Annotated in this window: 21 protein-coding genes, 1 tRNA gene, 1 pseudogene and 1 riboswitch; of the genes and pseudogenes, 7 read left to right on the forward strand and 16 right to left on the reverse strand. The window is 47.6% G+C overall.

Going from position 1 to position 26,302, the window contains the following annotated elements; all coding sequences use genetic code 11:
- Window positions 1–272: 272 nt before the first annotated feature.
- The 12 genes and pseudogenes from QT987_RS19040 to QT987_RS19095 form a co-directional block, all read right to left on the reverse strand.
- Window positions 273–359: transfer RNA gene (locus tag QT987_RS19040), tRNA-Ser, on the reverse strand.
- Between the two features lie 60 nt (window positions 360–419).
- Complete coding sequence (locus QT987_RS19045; RefSeq protein ID WP_333242897.1) at window positions 420–3,059, reverse strand: ComEC/Rec2 family competence protein; 2,640 nt, start codon at window positions 3,057–3,059, stop codon at window positions 420–422.
- Between the two features lie 200 nt (window positions 3,060–3,259).
- On the reverse strand, window positions 3,260–3,739 hold the full coding sequence (locus QT987_RS19050; protein ID WP_015176986.1) for a DUF4079 domain-containing protein: 480 nt from the start codon (window positions 3,737–3,739) through the stop codon (window positions 3,260–3,262).
- A gap of 704 nt (window positions 3,740–4,443) precedes the next feature.
- On the reverse strand, window positions 4,444–4,782 hold the full coding sequence (locus QT987_RS19055; RefSeq protein WP_015176985.1) for a DUF1815 family protein: 339 nt from the start codon (window positions 4,780–4,782) through the stop codon (window positions 4,444–4,446).
- A gap of 317 nt (window positions 4,783–5,099) precedes the next feature.
- On the reverse strand, window positions 5,100–5,831 hold the full coding sequence (gene radC, locus QT987_RS19060) for a RadC family protein (RefSeq protein WP_172193060.1): 732 nt from the start codon (window positions 5,829–5,831) through the stop codon (window positions 5,100–5,102).
- A gap of 476 nt (window positions 5,832–6,307) precedes the next feature.
- A pseudogene (locus QT987_RS19065) lies at window positions 6,308–6,533 on the reverse strand (IS66 family transposase); the annotation flags it as partial.
- Window positions 6,534–6,872: 339 nt separating this feature from the next.
- Entirely contained in the window at window positions 6,873–10,490 is a 3,618-nt protein-coding gene (gene uca, locus QT987_RS19070) for an urea carboxylase (protein WP_333242902.1), read from the reverse strand.
- A 144-nt stretch (window positions 10,491–10,634) separates the two neighbouring features.
- Window positions 10,635–11,276, reverse strand: coding sequence for an urea amidolyase associated protein UAAP2 (locus tag QT987_RS19075; protein ID WP_333242906.1), 642 nt, complete (start codon window positions 11,274–11,276; stop codon window positions 10,635–10,637).
- A 77-nt stretch (window positions 11,277–11,353) separates the two neighbouring features.
- Window positions 11,354–12,085: an urea amidolyase associated protein UAAP1 gene (locus tag QT987_RS19080; protein ID WP_333242909.1), complete on the reverse strand. Its 732-nt coding sequence runs from the start codon at window positions 12,083–12,085 to the stop codon at window positions 11,354–11,356.
- 321 nt (window positions 12,086–12,406) lie between these two features.
- A complete protein-coding gene (locus QT987_RS19085) occupies window positions 12,407–13,183 on the reverse strand; it encodes an ABC transporter ATP-binding protein (RefSeq protein ID WP_333242912.1) in 777 nt (258 codons plus the stop codon).
- A 59-nt stretch (window positions 13,184–13,242) separates the two neighbouring features.
- Window positions 13,243–14,094: an ABC transporter permease gene (locus QT987_RS19090; protein ID WP_172186088.1), complete on the reverse strand. Its 852-nt coding sequence runs from the start codon at window positions 14,092–14,094 to the stop codon at window positions 13,243–13,245.
- 108 nt (window positions 14,095–14,202) lie between these two features.
- Window positions 14,203–15,270: an ABC transporter substrate-binding protein gene (locus QT987_RS19095; protein WP_333242915.1), complete on the reverse strand. Its 1,068-nt coding sequence runs from the start codon at window positions 15,268–15,270 to the stop codon at window positions 14,203–14,205.
- Window positions 15,271–15,414: 144 nt separating this feature from the next.
- Window positions 15,415–15,569: riboswitch (guanidine-I (ykkC/yxkD leader) on the reverse strand.
- A 432-nt stretch (window positions 15,570–16,001) separates the two neighbouring features.
- Between QT987_RS19095 and QT987_RS19100 the strand changes: the two genes are divergently transcribed.
- The 7 genes from QT987_RS19100 to QT987_RS19130 all read left to right on the forward strand — a co-directional run bounded on the left by QT987_RS19100 (window position 16,002) and on the right by QT987_RS19130 (window position 23,015).
- Window positions 16,002–16,139 carry a hypothetical protein gene (locus QT987_RS19100; RefSeq protein WP_333055115.1) on the forward strand — a complete coding sequence of 46 codons (138 nt, stop codon included), beginning with the start codon at window positions 16,002–16,004 and terminating at the stop codon, window positions 16,137–16,139.
- Between the two features lie 205 nt (window positions 16,140–16,344).
- A complete protein-coding gene (gene atzF, locus QT987_RS19105) occupies window positions 16,345–18,159 on the forward strand; it encodes an allophanate hydrolase (protein ID WP_333242918.1) in 1,815 nt (604 codons plus the stop codon).
- Between the two features lie 40 nt (window positions 18,160–18,199).
- The gene (locus tag QT987_RS19110) at window positions 18,200–18,946 is read left to right on the forward strand and encodes a calcium-binding protein (protein ID WP_333242921.1); all 747 of its coding nucleotides are present in this window, start codon (window positions 18,200–18,202) and stop codon (window positions 18,944–18,946) included.
- Window positions 18,947–19,173: 227 nt separating this feature from the next.
- Complete coding sequence (truB, locus tag QT987_RS19115; protein ID WP_333242924.1) at window positions 19,174–20,100, forward strand: tRNA pseudouridine(55) synthase TruB; 927 nt, start codon at window positions 19,174–19,176, stop codon at window positions 20,098–20,100.
- A gap of 149 nt (window positions 20,101–20,249) precedes the next feature.
- The gene (gene yidD / locus QT987_RS19120; RefSeq protein ID WP_333242926.1) at window positions 20,250–20,480 is read left to right on the forward strand and encodes a membrane protein insertion efficiency factor YidD; all 231 of its coding nucleotides are present in this window, start codon (window positions 20,250–20,252) and stop codon (window positions 20,478–20,480) included.
- A gap of 216 nt (window positions 20,481–20,696) precedes the next feature.
- Entirely contained in the window at window positions 20,697–21,911 is a 1,215-nt protein-coding gene (locus QT987_RS19125; protein ID WP_333055110.1) for a response regulator, read from the forward strand.
- Window positions 21,912–22,016: 105 nt separating this feature from the next.
- On the forward strand, window positions 22,017–23,015 hold the full coding sequence (locus QT987_RS19130; protein WP_333242929.1) for a glycosyltransferase: 999 nt from the start codon (window positions 22,017–22,019) through the stop codon (window positions 23,013–23,015).
- A 136-nt stretch (window positions 23,016–23,151) separates the two neighbouring features.
- Here the strand turns inward: QT987_RS19130 and QT987_RS19135 are convergent, their stop codons facing one another.
- From QT987_RS19135 to QT987_RS19150, 4 genes are all read right to left on the reverse strand, one after another.
- On the reverse strand, window positions 23,152–23,724 hold the full coding sequence (locus QT987_RS19135; protein WP_333055231.1) for a Uma2 family endonuclease: 573 nt from the start codon (window positions 23,722–23,724) through the stop codon (window positions 23,152–23,154).
- A gap of 310 nt (window positions 23,725–24,034) precedes the next feature.
- The gene (locus tag QT987_RS19140; RefSeq protein ID WP_333242932.1) at window positions 24,035–24,364 is read right to left on the reverse strand and encodes an iron-sulfur cluster assembly accessory protein; all 330 of its coding nucleotides are present in this window, start codon (window positions 24,362–24,364) and stop codon (window positions 24,035–24,037) included.
- A gap of 132 nt (window positions 24,365–24,496) precedes the next feature.
- The gene (locus QT987_RS19145; RefSeq protein WP_333055108.1) at window positions 24,497–24,916 is read right to left on the reverse strand and encodes a phosphomannose isomerase type II C-terminal cupin domain; all 420 of its coding nucleotides are present in this window, start codon (window positions 24,914–24,916) and stop codon (window positions 24,497–24,499) included.
- Window positions 24,917–25,299: 383 nt separating this feature from the next.
- Window positions 25,300–26,268 carry a Fic family protein gene (locus QT987_RS19150; RefSeq protein WP_333242936.1) on the reverse strand — a complete coding sequence of 323 codons (969 nt, stop codon included), beginning with the start codon at window positions 26,266–26,268 and terminating at the stop codon, window positions 25,300–25,302.
- Between the last annotated feature and the right edge of the window lie 34 nt (window positions 26,269–26,302).

Genomic DNA, 26,302 nt, shown 5'->3' on the forward strand with positions numbered 1-26,302 from the left:
TTCGGGGTACTTCGCTTAGCGCTCAGATTCATCCCCTCTGAATATACGCCCGGGACTTCCCGGCTGGTAGTTAAAATAGATTTCGAGGCAATTTTAGAAATACTTTTGTCTTGACCGATCGCCCTGATGCGGTGTGGAGTGAAAGCAAAAAGTGGTATATAAAAGCGGTTTATATACAGTTTTTATATACCACTTTATATACCACTGCCGATAAACTGCACGGATGGCTAAAGAAGGTGATAACCTCAAAGCCTTGTGTAGTAAGAGATGTACGGAGAGGGTGGGATTTGAACCCACGTTGAAGTTGCCTCCAAAGTAGATTTCGAGTCTACCGCATTCAACCGCTCTGCCACCTCTCCAATTGATTTGAGATGTGAGCTAAAAGTATTTTACCGCACAGTGTGCCAGATTGTAAATCTTTATAAAAAAGAAGTTTGATTTTCTTCAGATTCCAAAGTGGTCTTAAATCCCCCTGTTGGAGTCCACTGGAGGGCTCCGTCGCGCCCTGTCCAGAAAATCTGGGTTTTGCTTTGGCGCAGTTGGGCTGCGGTTTCTGGGTCGATTTCGTCAGCAGAGGCGATCGCCACTTGTGGCCCAACTGCGCTTAACAACTCAGCCGTCAGGGCTTTTCCTGACCACCACAGCACTTGAGCCGGCTTCAAGGTTCCCGTTGCTGCCAATTTTTTTTGCGCTTCCGGTGTCATTTCACCGACGAGCAACCAAGTTCGATTTCCCACCAGGAATTCTACCACCGGAATCTCCGCATTCACCAACTGCAACCGCGTCGCACCCATATCAACTGTACTGTTAGTTTCTAAAGGAAAGTAAACGCCTTGGCGAGATTGCACAGCCGTCATAAATTCCTGATTGTTGCTACGGTAAATTTGTTTGGGAGCGTTATTATCATAAAAGGTTTTTATTGGCAAGCGTGCTAGTAATTTTCCCCAACCACTGCTCAATCCTAAATGACCGTGAGTGGCGATCGCAAAATTCACAGAATTAACTCCTTGCTGCTGCAAAAAAGGCAACACTGTAAACCTTACGGTATTTTCATCACCGCTATTAATTAGCGCCACTTTTCCCCTATCTTGAATTACTAAAACAGGTTCGCCAGATGTCGCCAGCAAAGTAACTTGAAATAAAGATGCTTGAACGTGCCAAGCTGGCAAAACTATGATACTTATTCCCCCCACCAGCGCCAGCGGTAAAATCCAAGCCGATGAAAAAATCGGTAGCGAAATAACTCTACTTTTCCCCTTCTTCCCTTTCCCCTTTTCCTGGTTTTTCCCTCGGACTGCTTCCGGCTTCCGTCTTTTTTCTTCCTTCCTCCTTCTATCCGTTACATCCGTTACATCCGTTACAGAATCCGTTGCCGAACTTCCTTCTTCCTTCTTCCTTCTTCCCCCGATCCAAACCCAGCAAATTAAACTGTAAAGCGCGATTAGCTGAAACACCGATACTTGACCGACAGCTACAGAATTACCGGGTAATTGCGAGAAATATTGGGCGATCGCAATTAACCCCTTTGCCGGATAGTCCAGCAGTTGTGCTAAAACACTGCCAGCGGGCGGAAAAATCAATCCAGCTAAAGCGCTAACCATCCCCCCAATACTCAAAATCCACAGCAAAGGAGCGGCAATAATATTAACTAAAATGCTGTAAGGTGATACGACGCTAAAAACGTAAAGTAGCAGCGGCAGCACCCAAACTGAAGCGGCGATTGGAACCACAACAATCGAAGCGATCGCAGGCGGCATCCAGTCCAACTTTGCCATCAGTGGTGGCGTTGTCACGATTAACCCCAAAGTTGCCAAAAAACTTAGTTGAAAACCTAAATCCCAAATCCACAAAGGGTTAACCAGCAGTAAAATAGTAGCAGCAATTAACAGCAATCCCAGCGGCTTAACTGCGCGGTTGAGCACCAAAGCAAATAGTGTCCCAAATCCCATCAAAGCAGCGCGGCATACTGAAGCTTCAAAGCCAGTTAATCCCACGAGCAAAAATAAAGCACCGACGCCAAAGCTAAATTGCAATTGTTTGGAAAAACGCCTGGTTAAAGCTAGAACTAAAGCCAAAACCATCGAAACTTGAGTGCCGGAAGCTGCGATCGCGTGGGCCAATCCAGCCTGCACAAAATAGTCACGGATGTTGTAAGGTAAATCTACTGCTTGTTTGCCGAGGGCGATCGCACTGATTAGCGGCCCTTCGGGAACATTTAACTGTGATAGTTGCGATCGCACGATCCGCTGCCGCATCGCTTGAATTTTCGATGGCTGCATCCCGCTTGGTTCCAAGAAAGCAGCCGTTTGGCTGTTAACTCGATTTACATCCGCGATCGCCTTTTCTCTCTTCCAGTCAATTTGACGCCCTTTGAGCCCTACAAAAGCTCCTTCTCTGGCTAAATATGCTTGAAAATTAAAAGCCCCCGGATTCGACGGCGGCTGCGGTTTGTACAAGGAACCCACAACTGCGATCGTATTGTCGGCGTACAAACCCGTTGCTTGCAGCAGGGGAACTGTAACGTAGAGTTTGCCGGATACTGGGCGGTTTACAACTGCTCCTCCCTCGCCGCCGTTGATTTCGCTAACTAAATCTGTTTCTAGCCAAAATTGCGATCGACCCGATCGAGTCAATCGAGGCGTACTGACAACTCTACCGCGAACTGTCACTGCCACTTCTTGAGTGTTTCCAACCGCCGGAATCAGTTTGCTGATGTCATCTATGGCCGGTTGGGGCGATCGAACTGCAAAATAAACGCTAGCTAGAAATGCCAGCAAACCAGCAACCGCCCACACCCATTTCGATCGCGGCAGCATCTCCAACAAACTCAACTCTTCCCTCGCATCTAAGGGTGCTTCAAGAGCATTTTCTTTTTGTCGGCTGCGTCTTTTCTTAGTAACTTTGACAGAATTTTTAGTATATTTCCGCAACAATTTCGGCAGGGCGATCGCTACCGTTATTCCCAAAGCAAGTATCCCGTATCTACCCCAAGAAACCGCTGTAGAAATCAATCCCAAAATGTAGGCAAGACAGAAGATGACACCCGTTGCTTGATTCATTAATTAGCAATTTAGAGGGGGAATATTTCAGGGCAACCTATGCACTCCTTACCAAAGAAACCGGGTTTTTCAGGCGGAGTAAAGGGCTAAACGCCGTGAACTTGGGTAAAAAACCCGGTTTCTGGCTACCCGTGCGTAAGTTATGGCAAAAATTCTTTCCTTATATTCTTTCCCTTCCCCTTCCCCTTCCTCTTCCTTTTCTAAATAGACAGCCCCAATTTTAAACCGAAAGCCGCGTGCAGCACCATAAGTGCAAGGGCCGTCGTGCCTAAATAAGCGTGAACCGCGCGCAGTGCCAGCTTATTGCCCCCAAAACCCGTTAGCGAAATCAAGCTGCCAACAGCCAGCAAAACCAGCACTGCCGAACCAGTCCAAAAATGCGGACTTTCCATGACTGGCTGGTGCTGCATCACCAGCGACAGCAAGCCGCCTGTATAGCCCAAAGCTAGAAACAGAAACATCCACGGTGCAAGCTTGCGGTGATCCGATCGACTTTTGAGTGCGACATCTTTATCGGTTGCCAAACGTCCCTGCCATCCCGTATACCCGACAAAACTGCCCATCGCCACTACCACGATCCCCATCATTACAGGGTGTCCCCAATGGGTAATTGGTTCGGGAATTCCTAGACTGCGAAATTGACTGGCGATGGGTTCTAGTAGTTCGCTTAAATTTACCATTTGATACTGACTCCAAACTTGGCGATAAATATTTTCGGACTAATCATTAAAATATTATAAAATATTAGTGTAGCAAGTGCGATCGTGCACTTCAAAGAGCCGTTTAACCTAACAGCCAAACATTGGTCAAAAGCCTGGATATAGGCAAAACTTAGCCGGCTTGGGCCGGCTGTGAGATGTTTTACAGCAGTGATGCTGCTTCAAGTTAATTATTAGCCCGATCGGCTAAATCTAAGAGCAAAAATAAACGCCATTCGCCCGCACATCACACCCCGTGGGCTGCCTTTTGCCCAATCTTCACAGCCTCATCCTCACTCTGGATGTTAAATTATACCTGCCTGCTCAAAGTTAATTTCAATTCCTTGACTTGTGAATGCCAAAGGGAGAAATTAACATCGCAGCCAAAGAGCAGTCACACTTCTACATTTTGCTAATCGCTCTCAAGGGAGAATCAACTACTGAAAAAAAAACTAGAGGTTCCAAGTTTGAGACTTCGGGAATAAAGTATGCCGTCTGCCCAGGATCGCTTCGATCGACTGATCGCTAAACAGTCTCAAGGCACCCTGATAGCACTCTTGGCTGTTGAGCAGCCATCGCTGTACACATAAATGAACCCTCTCAACTAACTCGCTGGGGATTCGGTTTTAGCAGACAAGCAGCCACTTTCTTGCGTCGCCTTCCTCGGAACCGTGCAATCGCTACACTCACTGGGCCGTCGCTAAAGTAGCTTCCGAAGGTTGGATTTGATACTTTACGAGATTTGCCAGTTCTTGTAACTGATTAATCGCTTCTGCACCTTCTAGTTTCATGAGTTCGCGGTCGTCCCGCATCTCAGTCCAAGTGATACCGTAATCTGACACTAAAAATCGAATCAGATGGTTGTCCGTCAAACTGACCATAAATGAGGCACTGTTCATCTGACCCCCGCAAGTGTAGCAGGATGCCAGATAACCCCGATGCTCTAGCACGATCGCTAAAGCTTGGAGGTTCATTACCAAATCTTGAACGAATTTACGGTGTTGTTCTGCAAGTCTCAGAAACACAGTTCTCCTCCTATCACCACACCGTGTATTTTACAGCCCATTTAATAATTTCTTAATAAATGGGTATTTAGGTGCTGGTTCAGTATACGTTTAGTATGCTCAAAAAAAATCGGATTAGCGACCTCTTCAGCCTACCTATACTAGATTAACCGAGTTGTGCTCGAAACGAAGTATCAGCAGCAACATTCACTCAAAACAGGCTCTCGCGGGGGACTCCAGCCGGAAAATTTGCCTGCTGTCAGGGCTGATTCAGCCGTTCGAGAGCCCAAAGATACAAATAACTAATGATAGTAATGAAATTAGTTAAGTAGAAGAGTTCAATCACCCTGGGGATACTCGTCCCAAAGCGTCGTCGTCTGCCGCAAGCTCCGAAAATCGCCATTCCCCAAAATCAAGTGATCCAGTAGCGGAATCGACAAAAACTGCGCTCCCGCCAGCAACTGTCGCGTCAAAGCAATATCCTCCGGGCTGGGTTCCACAATCCCCGATGGGTGATTGTGCGAGATGATCGCCCGCGTCGCCCCTTGGCGGATCACCTCGCGAAAAATATCCCGTGGGTGAGCCAAAGTTTCCGTTGCTGTGCCGATCGTAATTACCTGAGTACCCAGCAGCCGATTTTTCACATCCAGCAACACCACAGCAAAACGTTCCTGAGACTGCCACATCAAATCCTGACTCAGGGCATCAGCCGCCGCTTGAGGAGAGTCAACCACAGCCATTTCCGGCGGCCGCGACTGAAATACCCGCTTCCCCAACTCCACTGCGGCCAAAATCGAAGTTGCCTTAGCCGGGCCAATCCCGTGAATCTGCGTCAACTCCTGAACGCTAATACTGCGTAGCACAGCCAGAGGATCGCGGGAATGCAAACTCAACTGATTTAAAATATACTGTCCGAGCCCTACGGCGGAAAGTTTGCCTTGTCCTTGACCAGTACCCAAAAGAATCGCAATCAATTCTGCAGTCGCCAAACTTTTCGGGCCCCCGGCCATCAGCCGTTCCCGTGGCCGTTCACTCGTTGGCAAATCGACAATTCTCAAGCTGTAAGTCATAGCTGCACCCGCACCGCAAGCTCAACAATTAGACAATTTTAGCCGATCGATTTGCGTTCTTCTATTCGTACAATCACCGAAAAAAGCCTTCATCAATAACCGAGGCTGTTGGCAGATAAAATCTAACCCAGGGTTTCGCAAGCGATCGAGTCTCGATGTCGATCGAGCTTAAACCGATCGCCCGGATATGCCTCTAACACTCGCTGCGCTTGGGCTTGAGTCGCAAATTGACACTCCCCACGGCTAGAAGCCAGACCGGGCGGATTTATTCTGACCGGATGATTATATAATAGAACCGGCGCGAGGCTAGGGGACGATCGCCCGTTCTATCCAAACTCTGTGCATAGCTCCATGAATTTAATTGAAGCTATTATTGCAGTGTAAGGATTCAGGTCTGAAAAATGGGAATAAACGAGCGGCATAGGCAAGGCACAAGAATGTGCAGAAATAGCCTCACGGAAAAAAGCCATTACTCAACGAGCTTGAAAACGACAGGTTTGAATCACACGAGCGGAGATTAGCAGTTTCCTCAAATCGTTTCATCGAACGAGAGCCGCCAAAAACTTTCCGTTTAGTTACAGCTAGCCATAGAGAAAGTTCTGCTAAATTATTATCCGGAGACATCGAGGACTCATCCAGAAAATACCACCACTGTTTTGCTTTATCTGGTAAGTATTTGAGCAACAAACCTGCGGCATAACCCACAAGGATCGACCAAGTCACCAAAGCTTGATTCAATCTTATTTTGAAATCTTGATCCCACGAGTTGTAGGTAAGGAGCGCGAATTAAATAACTTACAATTTTAATTGTTATTGTGGGATGGGCTCTTATAGCCCGTCATTTTTGGACGGGCTATAAGAGCCCATCCCACTTTCAAGAGTGGAAGTTATTTAATTCTCATTCCTAAGTATATCCTTTGTCTTGCGCCAGGACTCATGGGCGATAAGCTGTTCGGCATTTAAAAGACGATAGTAGTGTGCCTCATTACAGAAGTGTTTCCCGCATAAGCGCGTAAGTGTTCACTCCTGACACCAGAGAGATTAATTCGGTTGAATAGCCGCTAGAATTTGTCCGGCTGTCACCGTTTGCCCCTTTTCACAAAACAACTCGGCAACAGTGCCCGCAACATCAGCAGTAATAGCAATTTCCATTTTCATCGCTTCCAAAATTAACAGACGATCGCCCTCAGCAACCACATCTCCCACATTAACCAGCACCTGCCAAACATTAGCCGAAACGTGAGCGACAACAGCCTCACAGTCGATCGGCAAAGTAACCTCCGCCGCCGTTTCCGAAGCCATATCCGCCGAAGATTCTGCTGCTGATTCAGCTTCAAATTCCCCGGATGCGGCCCAGCGATCGCGCTCTGCATTAAATGCCGCCTGCTGCTGCGCTTTAAACTCAGCAGCACTGCCCGCAATAGAATGCAAAAACTCATTGTATTCTCTCAAATTAAAAGTGATTTCCTCAACCTTTAATTGAAACTTCCCTTCGATAAATTCTTCCCGACAGCGGTGCAATTCCTCATGAGAAACCGGATAAAATCGGATTTGGTCAAAAAAGCGCAAAAGCCAAGGTTTACCAGACTGGAAATCCGCCGTTTGTTTGAACCGATTCCACATTTGTACCGTGCGGCCGACAAATTGATAACCTCCCGGCCCTTCCATCCCGTAAACGCACAAATACGCGCCGCCAATGCCAACTGCATTTTCAGGAGTCCAAGTGCGGGCGGGATTGTATTTAGTAGTAACCAAACGGTGGCGCGGATCGAGGGGAGTTGCGACGGGCGCGCCTAAATAAACGTCTCCCAAACCCATCACTAAATAGCTAGCATTAAATACAATTTCTCTGACTTGTTCGATGCTGTCAAGCCCGTTTATGCGGCGAATAAACTCAATATTGCTGGGACACCAAGGTGCATCCGATCGCACAGACTGCATATATTTTTCAATTGCCAACAGCGTCGATTCATCTTCCCAAGATAAAGGCAAGTGTACAATTCGCGCCGGCACTTCCAAATCCTCGATCGCCGGAAGTTCCGCCTCCGCCGCAATCAGCGCCTGCATTAGCTGCTGTTGCGAAATCTGGCGGCCCTCAAAGTGAATTTGGAGCGATCGCATTCCCGGCACTAATTCGATAACACCAGGCAACGGATTTGCTTTCAACTGTTCCATCAATGCGTGCGCCCGAAAACGCAAATTTAAATCCAGCACCAACGGGCCGTATTCAACTAAGATATATTTATCCCCAGCTTGACGGTAAGTAACAGCAACCTGTCCCGGAGATTCGGGAATTTCGTGCAAAATTGGAGAGGCGGGAACTGCGGGCAATTCCTCCGCATTTTCCCCAAAAACAGGCAAGCAAAAAGTAGCAATTTGCCTATCTTGTGCTACTTCCCGCTGCAAAGCTTCAGCAAAACTCAAACAGTGAAAGCGAATGCTGTCCCCCGGTTTCAGTTGCCCGATTTTCCACAATTCCGACTGCACAATAGTAGCAGGACAGACAAAACCTCCCAAACTCGGGCCGTCAAGACCGAGAATTACAGGCATATCGCCCGTAAAATCGATCGTGCCGATCGCGTAAGCATTATCGTGAATGTTAGACGGGTGCAAACCCGCTTCCCCGCCGTCTTGACGCGCCCAAGTCGGCTTCGGGCCGATCAGCCGAATGCCCGTCCGCGTCGAGTTGTAATGCACCTGCCATTCTGTAGAGAAAAACATTTCGATGTCTGACTCAGTAAAGAAATCCGGCGCGCCGTGAGGGCCGTACAAAACGCCGATTTCCCAATTATTGCTGTAGGTGGGAATTAGTTCTGGAGGCAAAGATATTTCCGCTTCCAGAGTTGCAGTTTGGTTGAGTTTCAATACATCTCCCGGACGCAGCGTGCGGCCCGCGTGTCCGCCAAATTTGCCCAGTACAAAAGTTGATTTGCTGCCCAAATAATCGGGGACATTAAAGCCGTGTTTTACTGCTAAATAAGTGCGGTAGCCGCCGCCTTGAATGGCTTTTAACTTGAGAATGCTGCCAGCTTTTACGGGAATTGCTGTCCAAAACGGCACCGATTCGCCGTTTAGCGTTCCCTTCATAGTTGCACCAGTTAAACTAATAACTGTATCGGCATTAAAGCGCAGAGTTGGGCCTGTCGCTGTGAATTCCAATCCTGCTGTCGATTCGGGATTTCCTACTAAACGATTTGCCGATCGAAATGCCAGATGATCCATCGGCCCAGAAGGCGGCACGCCAACATCCCAATAGCCAATCCGCCCCGGATAATCTTGAATGCTGCTGTAGGTTCCCCCATCCAATACATCGATCGTTAAAGGTGCGTATTCAAAAGAGTTTAAAAAGCGCGTGCTCAGTTCGCCCCGGCTGAATCGGGCATCGTCCAAAATCTGGCGCAGGTAATCTAAATTAGTTTCAATTCCCGCTATTTCACTGGCATCTAAAGCAGCTTTTAGTTGAGCGATCGCCTGGGTTCGATTATCCGCGCAAACGATTACTTTGGCTAGCAGCGGATCGTAAAAAGGAGTTACCTCAGTGCCGGTTTCTATCCAACTGTCGCAGCGGACGTTTTCGGGAAACGCAACTTGATTCAGCAACCCGGAACTCGGCTGAAAATTCTTGCCGGCATCTTCCGCATAAATTCGCACCTCAATTGAGTGTCCCTGCGGTTGATAGCGGTACTCTTCCAGGGGGAACAAATCTCCAGAAGCCTGTTTTACCATCCACTCAACGAGGTCGATGTTGTTGACAGCTTCAGTAACGCCATGTTCAACTTGCAGGCGCGTGTTGACTTCCAAAAAATAAAACTGTTTCGCATCGACATCAAAGACAAATTCAACAGTACCGGCTGACTGGTAATTTACCGCTTTTCCCAACCGCACGGCTGCACTGTACAACTGATTTCGCTGTTCGTCGCTAATAGCAGGGGCGGGGGTTTCTTCAATTACTTTTTGATTGCGCCGCTGCACCGAACAATCTCGCTCGCCCAAGGCTATGACATTTCCTTTGCCATCTCCAAAAATTTGGACTTCTATGTGCCTGGCTGTTTGAATGTATTTCTCTAAAAAAACGCCGCTTTGTTTAAAATTGCTTTGACTCAAACGCTGTACTTTTTCAAAGGCTTCTGCCAAATCTCGATCGCCAAAACAAGCCTGCAAACCAATGCCGCCGCCGCCTGCGGTACTTTTGAGCATCACCGGATAGCCGATCGCCCCAGCCGCTTTTTGGGCATCCTCCAAACTGGCTAAAAGTTCGCTTCCGGGAGTTAGCGGCACTTGATTTGCAGCAGCTATTTCCCGCGCGGTGTGCTTCAATCCAAAGCAGCGCAACTGACTCGGAGTCGGGCCGATAAATGCAATATTTTCGCTTGCACAAGCTTCGGCAAATTCAGCATTTTCGCTTAAAAAGCCGTAACCCGGATGGATAGCTTGAGCTTTAGTTTGGCGCGCAACTTCGAGAATGCGATCGAACCGCAAATAACTCTCGGCTGCGGCGGCTGCACCGATACAAACGGCTTCGCTGGCGGCGAAAACGTGCTTGGCATGGGCGTCGGCTTCAGAATATACTGCTACCGAAGCAATTCCGAGGCGATCGAGGGTGCGGATAATTCGGCAGGCAATTTCACCGCGATTTGCAATCAAAACTTTGTTAAACATTTAGAGAATTGGGAATTGATAAGTGCTAATTGATAATTGATAATTGCTAATGGGCAATCGATTCTTCAGTCCTCTTTAGAGGACTTTAGCTATTAGCCAGGGGTTTAAACCCCTGGCGGTTTCTGGCGGGTATGCAGCTACAACCTACACCGCATCCCAAACAATCAACTGAATCGGCGTAGGATTGTAAGCATTGCAAGGATTGTTCATTTGCGGGCAGTTAGAAATAGCAACCAGCGCGTTCATTTCAGCTCGCAAATCAACTGTACTTCCCGGATCAGAGATGCCGTCAACAATTTCAAGCGTGCCATCTTCGCTAACCGGAACATTCATAAAGAAGTTGATATTGCTGACTAAATCTCGCTTACCCAAACCGTAGGGAAGAATTGCGGCGAGGAAATTTTCAACACAGGCGTGCTGGTATTTTTTATCTAGTCCAAACCGCACCGAATTGCTCTCGCAGCTACAGGCGCCGCCGGAGGTATCGTGCCGCCCGCAGGAGTCAGCAATTATGGTCATCATGGCTCGCCCTTCGTTGGAAATGAGTTGGCTGTTTGTAGTGACAAAGATGTTGCCTTGATTGACGATCGTATCGGGGGCGCTGTAGCGTTCGGAAGGGTCATCGGCATTGTAAACTAAAAAATCTACTGCTTGATTTCCGCCTAAATCTACAATCCGAAGAATCTGTCCTTTTTTGATGACACGAGACCAGGGATGTCTGGCGGGTAAAACTTCGTTATAAATTGCATTTTTTGGATCGAGAAGTTGTTGGGTAGTTGCAGTCATGGTTCACTTTTTGTGATGGAATAGCAGAATTTTTTACCGCCAATTGGTGCGGACAAGATTGAGTGCTGGAATCGAGTCTATTGTACGAACAAAGCATCGGTGTTGATGAAGCCGCGCACTGCTTCCGGGTTGGCGGTGCGGCACAAGTCGTCTGGTGCGGGTGCGGGGGATTTCACAATCTGAATTTGGATGGGTTTTGGATCGTAAATTGAACCCGGATGCAGGATGTGGGGACAGTTAGAGATAATTGTCAATACGTTCATTTCGGCTCGCAAATCGATAAAACTACCCGGTTTCTCGCAGCCTTCGCGAAACTCCATTGTGCCGTCTGGTTTGACGACAATGCGAGTAAATAAGTTGAGGTTGGGCATGATATCTTTTTTGCTCAATCCCCACCGAGTTAGGGCTTTGAGGAAGTTGTCGCGGGAGTTTTTCCAGTCTCCTTCGCCGTATTTTTTGGCATTGCTAATGGCGTTGCTGCATCCTCCTAGCAAATCGTGACAGCCGGAGGTGTCTTGGGTGATAGAAAATAGGATGCGCCCCATGTCTGTGTAAAGCACCATGCCTTGTTTGAGAAAGGCGTTGAATTGAATTTTGGCGGTGTCTGCTGCGTTGAAACGTTCGATCGCATTGTCGGCGTTGTAGCACAGCATGGAAACGCCGCGAGAGCCTTCTAAATCGGTGATTCGCAGGGTGTTTCCCCGCTTGATGACTCCCGACCAGTACGCGCCGCCCGGTACGGTTTCTTGCATTAATACGAGGTCAGAATCAATTTGTGAGTTTGTGTCGATCGATGATAGTTGCACCATAAGTTCCTCTTGATGTATTTGGGGGGGGTGAGGGAAACAAAACAATAGTATTTTGTAGTGGCAAAACTCACCCTCTCCCAAAGTAATATTTATCTACACTGATATTTTGCACCATTCTCAATAACAGGCAAGATGCCTGTTCCACAAGAAAATTTAGTCTTTGTGGGGTGGGCATCCTGCCCGCCCGAACAGGCAAGATGCCTGTTCCACAATAAAATTGAATTTTTTTGTGGGGAGTAGGGGTTGGGCTTCTAGCCCGCCCGAACAGGCAAGATGCCTGTTCCACAAAGAGTAAAAGTGCAACTACAAACCTATTTCTATTTAAGCAGCCATTGCAACTGCTTCCTGTCCGTGTTTCCGCATCAAATCCATGAGTTCGTCGCGGTAATCGTGGAATTTGGCGTGGCGTTTAATGCTGGGAGTGCGATCGGGCAAATTAATCGACATTTCCTTTCTCACTGTACCGGGACGAGCACCCAAAGCATAAATCCGATTGGAAAGAAACACCGCTTCTTCGACATCGTGGGTAATCATAAAGATTGTAATCTGAGTGCGGCGCCACAAATCCAGCATAAATTCGTGCATCGATTCTTTAGTGTGGATATCCAAGGCGCCGAAAGGTTCATCCATTAATAACACTTTAGGTTCAGAAGCGAGGGCGCGGGCGATCGCCACCCGCTGTTTCATCCCGCCCGACAATTCCTTCGGTAGCGACGAAGCAAACTGCGTCAATCCTACCACATTCAAATAATAGCTCGCTTGTTCGCGTCGCTTTTTCTTGGAAACGCCTTGAAGTTTGAGGCCAAACTCGGCATTTTCCTGCACGTTCATCCAAGGATAAAGAGTGTAATGCTGAAATACCATACCTCGATCGGGCCCAGGCGAAACAACTTCTTTCCCATCAATTTTCACTTCCCCTGTTGTCGGCTTGTCCAATCCCGCAATCTGCCTCAAAAGAGTAGATTTGCCCGAACCGGATGCGCCTACCGCGCAGATAAATTCGCCTTGCTTGATGCTCATGTTGATGTCCTTGAGGACAACTAATTTACCGTTTTTCGTTTCAAAGTTTTTGTGGAGGTTGTTGATTTGTAGAAACATGAGTTTATCCTCTGTATTGTAAGTAAAAAAATGACACCATTCTGCCTTTTAACATCTGCTTACTGTTTCTGACTTGACCATTTACAAGAAACCCGCAGCAGATATTGAAAAAGCAAGTCAAAAGTCAGTCCGATCGCCCCAATGACAATCAGCCCCACAAAAATTTCATCGGTTCGGAGAAATCGACCGGCGACGCTGATCCGGCGGCCTAAGCCTTCGGTTGCCGCAATCAATTCGGAGACGATTACCAATTGCCAAGCCGCAGCTAGGTTGATGCGGCTAGCATCAAGAATTCCCGGCAAAACGTGGGGAAAAATAACTTGAGTTAGGATTTCCCAGCGATTTCCGCCCAACATATAAGTAGATTCGATCAAGTCTTTGGGAACAAACTTGACTGTATCCATCACCATCAGCGAATTGAAGAAAAAGACGCCGATAAATATCAGCATTATTTTGGGTTCTTCGCCGATTCCCAAGTAGAGAATTAGCAGGGGAATGAACGCTGGTGCGGGCATATATCGCATCAAGCCGAACATGGGTTCCAGCAAGGCGCGAATACTGGGAAAACTGCCCATCAGCACGCCAATTGGTATGGAAAAAACCAAGGCGAACAGAAAGCCCACTCCCACCCGCCACAAACTCGCTACTGTGTCTTTCAAAAGTTCGCGAGTGTTCCACAGCCTACCAAATGCCTCTAAAACTTTGCCGGGGGAAGGCAAAAATTTGGGGTCTACGTTGGCGAAGGTTGTTACTAGCCACCACAGCAGCAGCGGCAGTGCGATCGATGTTACCGTTAACCCAATATTGAGGGGTTGTGGTATCTCTTCCGCAATCCGCCAGAAAACGGTGGGATTTAGGCTTTTTTGCTTGAGGTGGGATTGGATCGATCGCGGTTCGGGATTTGGTGGCATGATTTAATTGCAGAATGGTTGAGCGAGTAATTTTAGTAGCTTTTTGGTATTTAAAAAAAGAATTTTGTTGAAAGTTTTTTGTGTCTGCAAAATCGTAAATTCTGCCTCCTAGCTTTTACCTTCTGCATAAGCTTTGATAAAGCGATCGTCAAATAATGTGCTGATATCTGGTTGGGTTTTTGCTAAATTTACATCTACAAGAAATTTAGTCATTTCGGCCGCCGCAAACTGCAATGATGTCATGTCATTTCCCGGTTGAAAGGCTTTCAAGTTTTCCTCGATCGTAAATATCTGAGTGCCGTTTTCATATTCTTTGTATTCCTCAACGCTAACTCCGGCGCGGTTGGCTAGAATCTCGTAAGATTTTTCTTTATTTGATTTCATGTATTCCAATGTTGCAAACCATGAATTGACCAGGGCTTGCACTCGATCGGGGTGTTCGCCAATAAACTTTCGCGTGAATACCAAGTGGTCGGAAATCGCCCCCGGAAAATCTTTTGAACTAAACAGTTCTTTGCTGTTCGATCGTTTTAATGCCTGGGTGGTAAACGGCGCAAATACTGCCACCGCATCGACTTGTCCTCCGACGAAAGCCGCCGCAGCTTTGCCGGTTTCCAGCGGTACAAATTGAATATCTTGCACTGATAAACCTGCTTGTCTCAGCCCTAACAGCAATAGAAAGTGATCGACTGTACCTTCCTCTGCCGCAACTTTTTTACCTTTTAAATCCGCAACGGAATTGATGCCTTCAGCGACAATCACTTTGTCATTTCCCGTCGAGTTGTCGTTGACTAAAACAATTACTTGGTCGGCACCGCCTGATATAGAGTTTACTGTATCGCCGAGGGTTTGGCTGTTAGCATCTATCTGTCCTGCTGTGAGGGTGCTGATCGATTCTAGGTAGCCGTCAAACCATTTTAAGTCTACAGGAACATTGTTGGCTTCAAATATCTTTTGTTCTTTGGCAATTTGCCACGGAAACCAGCCGGGCCACGCGCTGAATCCGAGGCGAACTGCGTTAGCACTTACTGAAGAAGCTGCTTCGCTTTCAGTCGTGGTTTTGATATAAATTGCTGGGTTGACGCAGCCGACAGCGAAAAACAAGCTGATGAAAAATATGGCGCAGTAGGACAAGGGCGATCGCGTTATTTTTGGGGAGCAATATCGGATATTCATAGGATATTCTGGTTGCTGGTGAGAGGTGAATATGTCGATCGAGCTTTTGCACCTTCTTTGGCTTCCTTAGCTTCCGCAAACCCCCCTGATATACAAGGATAAAGCCCGAGAGCTAACGAACCGAGTCTTGCTGACCGATCGCGTTTCTCCCGGGCTTTTATCCCGCCGTGTAACTGGCTAGTGTTTCCCTCAAATTAATAAAATATTGGGATGACCAGTCTGCTTCTCTCGGACCAGCACTTGAAGTTTCTAAGCTGAGTTAGAAACTGATTCAAATCGGAACCCTAGAAGCGGTTAAATTTTTTCGGTTTTGGTCTGTATACAGCACTTTTCAGGTAAGGTACCTAGCCCTTGTAGGGACACTCCAAAAGCCAATTGATTTCAACTTTCCACGTTAAACCCCTAGTCCGACAGGGGTTTCAACCCCTGTCTCAAAGCTAAAGTCCTCTGAAGAGGACTAATAAAAATTTTAAACTCATTAGTCCTCTTCAGAGGACTTTAACTATTAGACAGGGAATTCATTCCCTGGCGGACTCAGGGATTTATCCTAGACTGTTGATTGCTGCAATTCACTTACTTTTTTTAAAGATAAGCATACTGTAGCGTGCAATCTTACTAGATTGCTACGTTTCAAACCCTAACAGCAAACTTGATGCAAAAATGTGTAAAATGTTACAAAAAACCGTTTTTCTCGAAGTAAAATTAAAATTTTTGGAAGATTAAACCGGGCAATGAGATGGGGCGATTGTCGATCGCGAAGTTTATCTGCACAAAAAGACGAAACCAGCAAGGTCATGGTTGAAGATTTCTTGAGAAATACTTCGAGTCCTAGACTGGATGCGAGTACGATCGACAATGCGGTAAACTAACATCCTATTTGTAATAACGATCGCCTAACACAGCCTGTGAAGTCAAATCCGTTAGCATTGGAATTATTCATCTCTCTCCGATCTCCCTCTGCGTTCTCTGCGTTCTCTGCGGTTAAATCATCCTCATATAACCAGAAATGATATGAAGTCAAATCTTCAATCTAAAATCTAAAATCTAAAATCTAAAATCGACTGACCGTGCACTATGGAAAAATTTAACTACAGCAACAGTCTCGACATTCATTCGCTGCTCGATCGCTACCGCACCGGCTCGATCGCGCCTGCAGATGCGATCGCCAGCGTGTACGATCGAATCGAACGCTATGCAGATCCGGCAGTATGGATTTATTTAGCACCGCAGGCGGAAACCCTCGAACGCGCCAAAGCCTTGGAAAACCTAGACCCGCAAAAATTGCCACTCTACGGAATACCTTTTGCGCTCAAAGATAATCTCGATTGGGCGGGCGTTCCCACTACAGCGGGATGTCCGCAGTTTGCTCGCACTCCAGCGCGATCGTCCGCAGTCGTAGAGCGCCTGTGCGCGGCAGGTGCGATCGCGATCGGCAAAACAAACATGGATCAATTTGCCACAGGATTAGTCGGAACCCGCACTCCCTATGGAGTTTGTCGCAATCCCTTCGATTCGCGCTACATCCCTGGCGGATCGAGTTCCGGTTCCGCAGCAGCAGTCTCCGCCGGATTGGTGAGTTTTGCTCTGGGTACCGATACCGCAGGCTCAGGGCGGGTTCCCGCTGCTTTTACCAACATTGTCGGGCTGAAGCCAAGTTGCGGCTCGATCGGCACTCGCGGCCTGTTACCGGCAGTGCGATCGCTCGATTGCGTTTCTGTGTTCGCTCTCACCTGCGCGGATGCGGCTTCCGTGCTGCAAGCAGCCAGCGGTTTTGACGCTGAGGATGCGTTTTCTCGCCGCCCTGAAACGAAAGTTTTGCCAGATTTATCCCGCTTGCGGGTGGGAATTCCCGGAGAGGGCGAACTCGAATTTTTCGGAAATGCAGAAGCTGAACACCGCTACCGGGAGGCGATCGCGCGCTTGCAATCATTGGGCTGCACGATCGCACCTATTGACTTCAAACCCTTTGCGGATGCTGCCGAACTCCTCTACGGCGGGCCTTGGGTAGCAGAAAGGTTGGCCGCGATCGGCGATTTCCTCGACGCGCACCCAGATGCGATCGATCCGATCGTCTACGAAATTATCAGGGGCGGCAAACGCTACGATGCCGTCTCTGCCTACCGCGCGTCGTACCGGTTGGCAGAACTCCGCCAACAGGCAGAAATTCAGTGGCAGTCAATGGATGTGTTGGCGGTTCCCACAACAGGTACGATTTATACTGTCGCAGAAGTTGCAGCCGAGCCGATCGCCCTCAACACCAATCTCGGCCGCTACACGAACTTTGCGAACTTGCTCGATTTGTGCGCGATCGCAGTTCCCAGCGGGTTTCAAAGCAGCGGATTGCCCGCAGGATTGACACTGATGGCTCCTGCGTGGCACGATCTATCGCTCTGCAGCCTGGGATCTGCTTTCCACGCTAGCTTGGGGGGAACTATGGGCGCAACCGGCCTACCGCTGCCAACCGTCCCGGAACCCGCTATCGCAGCCAAATCTGACTCAGAAGAACGAGTCAAAATAGCCGTGGTTGGCGCTCATTTGAGCGGTGAGCCGCTGAATTATCAACTAATCGAGCTCGGAGGCATTTTGGTTCGCGCCTGCCGTACCAGCCCGATTTACAAGCTGTACGCTTTGACGGGTACTGCTCTGGGCAAGCCGGGATTGGTGCGTCAGATAGAGGGCGGTAGCGCGATCGAGGTGGAAGTTTGGGAGTTGTCGATCGCGGCTTTCGGCGGATTTGTCGCTAAAATTCCCCCGCCGCTGGGAATTGGTACGCTGGTGTTGGAGGACGGCTCGACGGTGCAGGGCTTTTTGTGCGAACCTTATGCTGTGGCGGATGCGATCGATATTTCTCATCTCGGCGGTTGGCGAGCTTATAACTTCCGGTTTTAAGTTAAGTTAGAATTGCAAATTTCTACCCATCTTCAGAATCATGCCATCAGCAGTGCCACTTGTACCAATTCCCGTCACAACCCCAACCCCCACCGGCGGCGGTACCCGTCCCGGAGGGGCCGCTGGTGGCACTCGCGGCACCAGCGGCCCCGACTCCCTCAGAGGTAGTGCGGGCGCTAACTTGATATTTGGTTTGGGTGGCCCTGACAGCATTTTCGGCTTAGGCGGAGACGATTCCCTCTACGGCGGCGACGGCGATGACTCACTGCTGGGGGACGTTGGCGATGATTTGCTGTTCGGCGGTGCGGGCCGCGACAGCGTTTTGGGCGGCGCCGGCGACGATACTTTCTACGGCGGCAAAGGTTCTGACTCAATGCAGGGCGACGTTGGCAATGATTTGCTGTTTGGCAACCAAGACACCGATACTTTGTTGGGAGGCGCGGGCGATGACTCGCTTTTTGGGGGTGCCGGCGATGACTCGCTGTTTGGTGGCATCGGCAATGACTGTTTATCGGGCGATCGCGGCCAAGATACTTTAACTGGCGGCGCCGGAAACGATACTTTTGCGATCGGGCGTTTGGCAGATGGTGATGTGATTACAGACTTTACTGATGGTATCGATCAAATTCGCTTGACTGCCGGCCTCACCTTTGGCGAAATCACCATTTCCGCTGGGGCAGGAACTTCGCCCAGTACAATTATTCAGCTTACAAGCACCAAGGAAACTCTGGCTACTTTATTCGGAGTTGCCCGCACTTCTATCAGTCAGGCCGACTTTATTCTTTAATTGGGAATGGGGAATTGAGAATTGATAATTGGGCTGGCGGGTACTTTGTAGTTTTAAGTTTTCAATGTTTAACTTGTTAACTAAAAACCGCTTTTGCGTTGCAAGTAACGTTAGCTTTCGCGATGCGAAAAAAAGCAAACTCAAAACTTTTCATCTTCCATCTTCCCTCTTCCTGACATCCGTTATATCCGTTACATCCGTTACAAAATCCGTTGCCGAACTTCCTAATGACTACTGACGGTTTTCTCAATCTCAACAAACCTGCGGGCATGACATCTCACGACTGCGTGGGGCGAGTGCGCCGACTATTGAAACTCAAGCGAGTCGGACACGGAGGAACCCTCGATCCTGCTGTGACTGGCGTTTTGCCGATCGCCCTGGGCAAAGCAACCAGACTGCTGCAATATCTCCAACACAATAAAGCTTACCGAGGCACGATTCGATTTGGCTTAACTACTGCTACTGACGATTTAGAAGGAGAAATTATCCATTCTCGACCGGTGCCAGAGTTGAGTTTGGAAAAAGTGCAAGCGGCACTGCCAAAATTTATAGGAAAAATCGAGCAATTTCCACCGAGTTTTAGTGCGGTTCAGGTGGGAGGAAAACGCCTTTATGAGTTAGCTAGAAAAGGCGAAACTGTGGAAGTTGCTGCTAGGAAGGTCGAGGTTTTTCGGCTGGAAATCTTGGATTGGCGGCCGGGGGATTTTCCTGAATTGGATTTGTCGATCGCCTGCGGGGCGGGTACTTACATTCGGGCGATCGCGCGGGATTTGGGTGCACTGTTGAATACAGGCGGTACTTTGGCTTGTTTGACTCGCACCGAAAGTAGCGGTTTTTCGATCGACCAAAGTCTCAGTTTTGAAGAATTAGAACTGCAATTGCAGGAGAATAAATTTTGCCCGATTTTGCCATCGGCGGTTTTGGGACATTTAGGTGCGATCGTCCTTTCCCCTGAATATACCAAACGCTGGTTTCAAGGACAGCGCCTCCCGATTCCCGAAACGTCGATCGGATCGGAGGAGGAAAGTAGCAACCCAATACCCGAACATCCCTATCCCTTGCAGGTGTACGATCGAGACGGTAATTTTTTAGGTATCGGTCAAGTAGCCAACTCAGAGACAAGTACCATATTATCTCCTCAAATTGTGCTTTAAGTATCTAAAATAATAATGAAAAAAGGTATAATTGGTACGGGAAAAGTTGGCGGAACTCTAACCGCTGGGAATGCTCTCGATGCACCTAGCTTACAGCGGTACCGGACGAGATTGGCCTATTAATCTAATCAATCGCTGAGGTAAAAATTGTGAAAATATTGCTGATCGGATTAATCCGAGGCTACAAAATGGGAATTTCTCCTTACCTGCCTAACGCCTGTAGATTTCAGCCCACTTGTTCGCAATACGCGATCGAAGCAATAGAAAGATTTGGGGCGGCCCGCGGCAGCTCAATGGCAGTTAAGCGGATTTTGCGCTGTCATCCTTTTCATCCAGGGGGTTACGATCCAGTACCTCCTGCAGATAGCGAAGGCAATTAGTTATTAGTTAGAATCCCGATTTTAGTGATTAGTTAATAGGGCAAATAGCCGTTACATCCTCATGGCTAAAACTCCTGGGGGGAATCAGTCCCTAAGAGGGTTAAATTCTCACAATTAGTGGTGTTTTTTAACCCAAATTCAGTAAAATTACTGTTATCTTTCAAAACTCAGCAGCTATATAATGGTACAAACAGAGTACAGGGGATGCGAGTTGATATGTCTGCTACCGCAATCGGATACAAAATGTTGTCCCATACTCTGGCTGTACTCAGCCAGAAACAAGCAACGGGGAAACTGGTGTTAGAGCAAGGGGAACAACAGTGGCAACTTTACTTTTTTCAGGGTAGTTTGGTGTATGCCACGGGAGGATCGCACAGAGCGAGACGCTGGTACAGGGCGATCGGGCAACACTGTCGAAACTTTCAAGTGGATCTCAGAGACCTCAATGCTGGAGAACTGTGGGAATATCAACTGCTTCAGCGAGGGATAGCAGCCAGCGAAATGAGTCTGGAACAAGCTAGGGCGATCGTCCACACCAGCCTTTCGGAAGTGTTATTTGCTCTGATCGGTCAATCGGGTTTGCGCCGGGAGTGGCGTCCCTCCCAGAAATATTTTTCTACCATTACCTCTTCTTTGCTGCTGTCTTTAACAGAAGTAGAAAAAATTCTGTGTTGTACAGAAGAAATTTGGCAAAAGTGGAAAGCAATGGGTTTGTGGCTTGTAGATCCAGAACAAGCACCGCTTTTAAAACCGTCGGCCCAGTTGCAGCAAAATCGATTTAGTTCTAATTCTTTGATCGCTTTGGGTAACGTATTCAACGGCGAGAATACTCTTTGGGATATTGCATTTAAGAAAAAGCAGTGCGTGACAGTGGCAACTCGCGCTTTAGTTAATTACATCAAGCAGGGTTTAGTAAATTTCCGAACAGTACCAGACTTGCCGTCGCCTATAGAACAGTGGCGCCTGGCGGCGGCGATCGCAGGGCCGGGTCGCCCTTTGATTGCCTGTATCGATGACAGTCCGACAGTATGCGAATTTTTAGAGCAAATTTTATTGCCGGAAGGGTATCGAGTCCTAAAAATTCAAGATCCCATGCAGGGAGTGGGCCTCCTCGCCAAACAAAAGCCTGCTTTAATTTTTATGGACGTGGTGATGCCGAAGACAAGTGGCTTTGCTTTGTGCAATTTTTTGCGAAAGACACCTGCTTTTCGGGAAACTCCGATCGTGTTTTTGACCAGTCAAGACAGTATAATTGACCGCACGCGAGCGAAATTGACAGGTGCTTCCGATTTTTTGAGGAAGCCAGCCAATCCCGAACAGGTTTTGCAAATAGTTGACAAGTATTTGAAGGTAAAAGGCGATCGCTACCATTCAGCTATTCGCCCCCATGATTTACTGAACTCGCACCAACTTACCTTGGCAAATTCTTGAACCAAAATTAATGAACACAATAACCCCTTGCTGGGTGCGTCAGTTCCTGACGCACCCTACACTCATTGTAAAATAAAGACGCAATCGAATTTAAGATAATTAATTATGAGTAATGTTACGATCCATCGCACCCCGCAGGTGAGCGTAGTAATTCCGGCTTACAACTGTGCAGCTTACGTCGGCCAAGCCGTAGATAGCGTTCTGCACCAAACCTATACTAACTGGGAAATTATTGTCATAGACGACGGTTCCAAAGATGACACTAGATTAGTTTTAGAGAAATATGGCGATCGAATTCGCTACATTTACCAACAAAATCAAGGAGTTTCGATTGCCAGAAATCACGGCATCGAGCTAGCGCGAGGAGAATTTATCGCCTTTCTCGATGCGGACGACTACTTTTTTCCTGACAAATTAGCAGCACAAATGGCTGTATTTGCAGCGCGACCAAATCTAGGAATAGTTCACAGCGGCTGGCGTCTAGTTAATAGTATAGGCGAACCGCTAAAAGATGTCAAACCCTGGCAAAATGTCCCTAAATTAGACTTAGAAATGTGGCTGCGGTGGAAACCTGTATTACCCAGCGCGATGGTATTTCGCCGTCAGTGGTTAGAGCGCGCCGGCGGATTTGATCCTCGATTTCCACCGGCGGAAGATACAGATTTAGTGCTGCGTTTAGCCTTAATGGGATGCGAAGCAGAGTGGTTGCAGCAAGTAACTGTTTGCTACCGCCAGCACGAACAAAGCGCTATGTACAAAGGTTTACCGCAGGCTAAATCCCTCGCCGCAGTCATGGACAATTTTTTTGCCCGCCCCGAATTGCCGGATAAAATACGTTTGTTGGAAAAGCAAATCAAGTACAGTACCTTAGTTTGGATTGCTTGGTATTTGTACCGCACCGGTCATTCTGTTGAGATGGTAGAGTTTTTGCAGCGTTCTTGGAATTATACGCCTTATTTGCCTGTGGAAACGGTAATTAATTGGGCGGAAGCTTTCGCCGAGTTTTCGCAGGATGCGGGAAATGAATTCGATGCAGATTTGTTAGCTCAATCTCCAGAGTGGGAGCAGTTAATGCAGTGGATTATTCTCGGTACGCCAGCTTGATTGAAAGCTTTTCCATTGTACTCATATCGTTTACGGTTGCATAGGAATTATTTAACCGCAGAGAGCGCAGAGGACACAGAGGAAGAGAAGAGAGGTTTTTCGCATTTCTGGCTATGTAAAATCTGCATAAACTTTATTAGGCTTCAGTTTGAGTTTCTGCTTCTGTAAAAATTGGTGGCCACAGTTCAGCAATTGGCAATTCCCAACCAGGGAAAAGTTCGGGGACTGTCAAAATATCTTCATTTCCCAACACAATCGGTTCACCTTCCTGACGATAAACTGTTACAGTTTCTTCATCTGGATCGATCAAAATTCCTACTTGCGCTCCGAGTTCTAGGAAATTCTGAATCTTTTTTTCTAGCGGTTTAATGCGATCGCTCTGTGATTTAATTTCTACTACTAAATCTGGGACTAATTCTCCAAAATAACGGGGACTTTGCCTGAGACGTGCCGCTCGAACAAAAGAAACATCAGGTGCTGTAAGGTTAGCATCAGGTAAGATAAAGCCGCCTGCGGAGTCAAAAACTCGACCCAAACGGCGGGGATTCACCCAAACGAAGAGAAAGGCACTCAAGCGAATGCCAATTTCGCTAGATACAATGTCTGACGGGCCCACAATGATAATCCTCCCGCTTTCTAGTTCAACTTGGTAGTCTTGACCGGCTTCTTTGAAGGTTTTTTGGACTTTTTCTAAGTCTTTGAGTGTCATCATACGATTTTAGATTTTAGATTTTAGATTTTAGATTTTAGATTTTATAATTATCTGCAACTGACGCACTCTAAATCATATTGGTTATTGCTTATTGTGTCAGGTGCGTCAATCTATTTTAGATTTTAGAATTGAAGAATTATCTGCAACTGACCAAGAATTTCTTGATGGTACCCGCCACGTGATTTATCCGTGGAATCAATCCAAAATCGCAAATCGCAAATCCTCAAGCCCCCGCATTTATCCGTGGGGTCGCCTCTAAAATCTAAAATCTAAAATCTAAAATCGATTGACGCACCCTACAGGTTGGTTATTCCTTGGCAGAAAAGGAGTTGCCGCAGCTACAGCTTTGGGCGGCATTGGGATTGTGAAATCGGAAACCTCCGCCCATCAAGTCTTCTGAATAATCCAAGGTGAGCTCATTGAGATATTTTAAGTGCTGGGGGTCGATCGCCACTTGAACTCCCTCGGACTCGCATACAGCGTCTTCTGGGGCTGGCGCATCGTCAAATGCCATTGTATAAGACAAACCGGAGCAGCCGCTCGCTTCCACGCCCAGACGAAATAAAGCATTGGGGTTCGGATGCTTCGACTTGAGGCGCGTTACTTCAGTTGCTGCTGTTTTGCTCAGATGAATCATTATGAGTAATTGGTAATTGGGAAGTAATGTTGAGTTTTGAAAAGGTAGAATGTGCCTAGGCGTGTACCTTACGCGGAGAATGTAGGGTGCGCCGCGCCGCGCACCATACTCCTATATTTTTAGCAACTTGAGTTACTTAGCCTTTTCAGTACGGGCATAATCGTCTTGAAAGCGTACAATATCATCTTCTCCGAGATATTCGCCATTCTGCACCTCAATTAAAACCAGAGGGATAACTCCCGGATTTTCCAGGCGGTGAGAAATGCACTGAGGAACGTAGGTAGACTGATTTGTAAACAGAACTTGTTCAGTTTCGCCACAAGTAACTTTTGCAGTACCTGAAACCACAATCCAGTGTTCGCTGCGGTGGTGGTGCATTTGCAGGCTGAGGCGGTGTCCCGACTTAACTTCGATCCGCTTAATTTTATATCCTGGGCCTTCTTCTAGAGTCGTAAATGAGCCCCAAGGCCGCAATTCTGTAGCGGCTATTCCGTTGGGTGCTGCAGGTGCGTGCAGGGTAGATACTTGAGAAATTTCTTGAATCTGAACCATGATTTTCACTCCTTGAGGATTGCTTGCTGAATCCTTTGGTAAACGACGTTGTTTTTTGAGATTAACTAATCTATAGTTAAAACCGAAGCCCACCTGCGGGGACTGGTTAGCCGACTGTAGAGTTTTGCAAGAGTTGTGCTCAGCCCGATCGACCTGCCTTAACAACCATAGCAAAACCAACATAGCTGTTGTCACCTGTTATGGGTTCGATCGCCCCAATCTACATCAAATCTTTATCTGTGGCGGCTGGTTATTTATTTAATGGGACATCTTGCACGATTTACGGTGGTTTCGGAATGATTTAACCGCAGAGGCCGCAGAGGGCGCAGAGAAAGAGAAGAGAGAGATGAATAATTTTGATAGCAGCGGATTTTTGGTGAATTCTAATCCAGCTTTTGAGACTGCTGTTGCAAAACGGCTAGCATCTCTTGATAGAAAGGCAGCCCTTGACTTTGGCTATCGCTGGCGGTTGCGATGATTTGCAAGGTTTCGATCAGCGAGTATCGGGCCGCATCTACAATAAGATCGAGGAGAGGCTCAATCCCAGAACCCTGCTGCTGTGCTTCTGCGATCGCATCGATGTAGGCAGCACGCACCTGGTTAGAGATAATCACAATGGGATATCCAGCCCGCAACAGCAGGAGATTCATCAATAGCCGTCCCGTCCGTCCGTTACCATCCCGAAATGGATGAATCGACACAAAGCGAAGATGTGCTTCGGCTGCATACTCTAACGGATGTAACGATTTGATTTTATCACTGTTGAGCCATTCGATAAATTCCGGCATCAAACCCGAAAGCAAATAATGAGGCGGATAGAGGTATTCGGTACCGGCGGCTTTGACATCTAACTGCCGATAGCGTCCAGCTTCCTCCGGGGCGATCGCCCTTATAATTAAGTTGTGAATTTGTTTAATCTCCCATTCACCGATCTCCGTGTCCGATCGCGTTAGCATTTCAATATAGTCGATCGCATCTCGATGTCCGATGACTTCTAGGTGTTCTCGCAAAGTTTTGCCACCGACAGTGATGCCGGTTTCTAGGACTAATTCGGTTTCGCGTTGCGTTAAGGTGTTTCCCTCAATCGCATTGGAGTGATAAGTGAACCGAACGTCGTAGAGTTTTTTCAATTCTGCAACCAGCGTGGGAGAAAGCGGACGAAAGCTATCCAACCAGGCTTTGAGTCGATCGACTTTTTGCAATTTTTCAGAAAGGTTCATCGTGGATGAGAAGGCAAAATGCTGGTGGAGAATGTCACCCAAGCGCTGAGGATAAACTCGCACTAACAACGCCATAAAGTTATTATAGGGTTGATGGGCGATCGAGGATTGAGCGGTTGAGAAAAATTGCATAGGGAATCGGTATATTTGTCGGGAGATTATGGCG

This window comes from Microcoleus sp. SVA1B4 (genome assembly GCF_036700545.1).
Classification (GTDB): Bacteria; Cyanobacteriota; Cyanobacteriia; order Cyanobacteriales; family Microcoleaceae; genus Microcoleus.

What these genes read in the sequence shown, in the direction of transcription:
- QT987_RS19085 (WP_333242912.1), bottom strand. Translation starts at nt 13,183, where the DNA reads ATGTTTCTACAAATCAACAACCTCCACAAAAACTTTGAAACGAAAAAC.
- QT987_RS19145 (WP_333055108.1), bottom strand. Translation starts at nt 24,916, where the DNA reads ATGGTTCAGATTCAAGAAATTTCTCAAGTATCTACCCTGCACGCACCT.
- QT987_RS19150 (WP_333242936.1), bottom strand. Translation starts at nt 26,268, where the DNA reads ATGCAATTTTTCTCAACCGCTCAATCCTCGATCGCCCATCAACCCTAT.
- QT987_RS19075 (WP_333242906.1), bottom strand. Translation starts at nt 11,276, where the DNA reads ATGACTGCAACTACCCAACAACTTCTCGATCCAAAAAATGCAATTTAT.
- radC (WP_172193060.1), bottom strand. Translation starts at nt 5,831, where the DNA reads ATGACTTACAGCTTGAGAATTGTCGATTTGCCAACGAGTGAACGGCCA.
- QT987_RS19130 (WP_333242929.1), top strand. Translation starts at nt 22,017, where the DNA reads ATGAGTAATGTTACGATCCATCGCACCCCGCAGGTGAGCGTAGTAATT.
- QT987_RS19100 (WP_333055115.1), top strand. Translation starts at nt 16,002, where the DNA reads ATGAGATGGGGCGATTGTCGATCGCGAAGTTTATCTGCACAAAAAGAC.
- QT987_RS19045 (WP_333242897.1), bottom strand. Translation starts at nt 3,059, where the DNA reads ATGAATCAAGCAACGGGTGTCATCTTCTGTCTTGCCTACATTTTGGGA.
- QT987_RS19090 (WP_172186088.1), bottom strand. Translation starts at nt 14,094, where the DNA reads ATGCCACCAAATCCCGAACCGCGATCGATCCAATCCCACCTCAAGCAA.
- QT987_RS19135 (WP_333055231.1), bottom strand. Translation starts at nt 23,724, where the DNA reads ATGACACTCAAAGACTTAGAAAAAGTCCAAAAAACCTTCAAAGAAGCC.
- truB (WP_333242924.1), top strand. Translation starts at nt 19,174, where the DNA reads ATGACTACTGACGGTTTTCTCAATCTCAACAAACCTGCGGGCATGACA.
- QT987_RS19095 (WP_333242915.1), bottom strand. Translation starts at nt 15,270, where the DNA reads ATGAATATCCGATATTGCTCCCCAAAAATAACGCGATCGCCCTTGTCC.
- QT987_RS19110 (WP_333242921.1), top strand. Translation starts at nt 18,200, where the DNA reads ATGCCATCAGCAGTGCCACTTGTACCAATTCCCGTCACAACCCCAACC.
- QT987_RS19140 (WP_333242932.1), bottom strand. Translation starts at nt 24,364, where the DNA reads ATGATTCATCTGAGCAAAACAGCAGCAACTGAAGTAACGCGCCTCAAG.
- atzF (WP_333242918.1), top strand. Translation starts at nt 16,345, where the DNA reads ATGGAAAAATTTAACTACAGCAACAGTCTCGACATTCATTCGCTGCTC.
- QT987_RS19050 (WP_015176986.1), bottom strand. Translation starts at nt 3,739, where the DNA reads ATGGTAAATTTAAGCGAACTACTAGAACCCATCGCCAGTCAATTTCGC.
- QT987_RS19125 (WP_333055110.1), top strand. Translation starts at nt 20,697, where the DNA reads ATGTCTGCTACCGCAATCGGATACAAAATGTTGTCCCATACTCTGGCT.
- uca (WP_333242902.1), bottom strand. Translation starts at nt 10,490, where the DNA reads ATGTTTAACAAAGTTTTGATTGCAAATCGCGGTGAAATTGCCTGCCGA.
- QT987_RS19080 (WP_333242909.1), bottom strand. Translation starts at nt 12,085, where the DNA reads ATGGTGCAACTATCATCGATCGACACAAACTCACAAATTGATTCTGAC.